The 491-nt window shown below is 38.7% G+C and carries 1 protein-coding gene; it reads right to left on the reverse strand.

The genetic code is table 11. The features are described from left to right. The coding region (locus ACTHUM_RS19055; protein WP_440403842.1) for a molybdenum cofactor biosynthesis protein MoaE at positions 1-291 on the reverse strand (291 nt) is incomplete at its 3' end. Positions 292-491 lie beyond the last annotated feature (200 nt).

Consider the following 491-nt stretch of genomic DNA (forward strand, 5'->3'; position numbering starts at 1 on the left):
GACTAAAACAATTTCATCACCAGTATGTAAAAGCCCAACACGATGAATAACCGACACTCGCTGAATATCCCAACGCGCTTTCGCCTGTTCTACAATTTCACGTAAGGCTTTTTCTGTCATTGCAGGATAATGTTCCAAATATAAGCTAGATACCTCATCACCTAAATTAAGATCACGTACTTTACCCACAAAAATAACCGTTGCGCCAACCGAATGTTGCTCAGAAAGCCATTGGTAAACGGCATTTTGATCAAAAGGTTGTTCTTGCACTGAAATTTGAATGTCAGTCATTTAGCCCCCTGTTACAGGTGGGAAAAATGCAATTTCATCCCCATTTTGATCTGCGCCCCAAAAGTTGGACTCAACAAACCAACAATTGAGGTGCAGATTTTTTATGGGTAAACACTACACAATCGAATTTAAATTACAGGTTCTTCAACCTATTTTGAATGGGAAAATGAGTATTAGAGAAACTGCGCGTTTTTACAATA

The sequence above is a fragment of the Neisseria sp. P0021.S006 genome, from assembly GCF_051956895.1.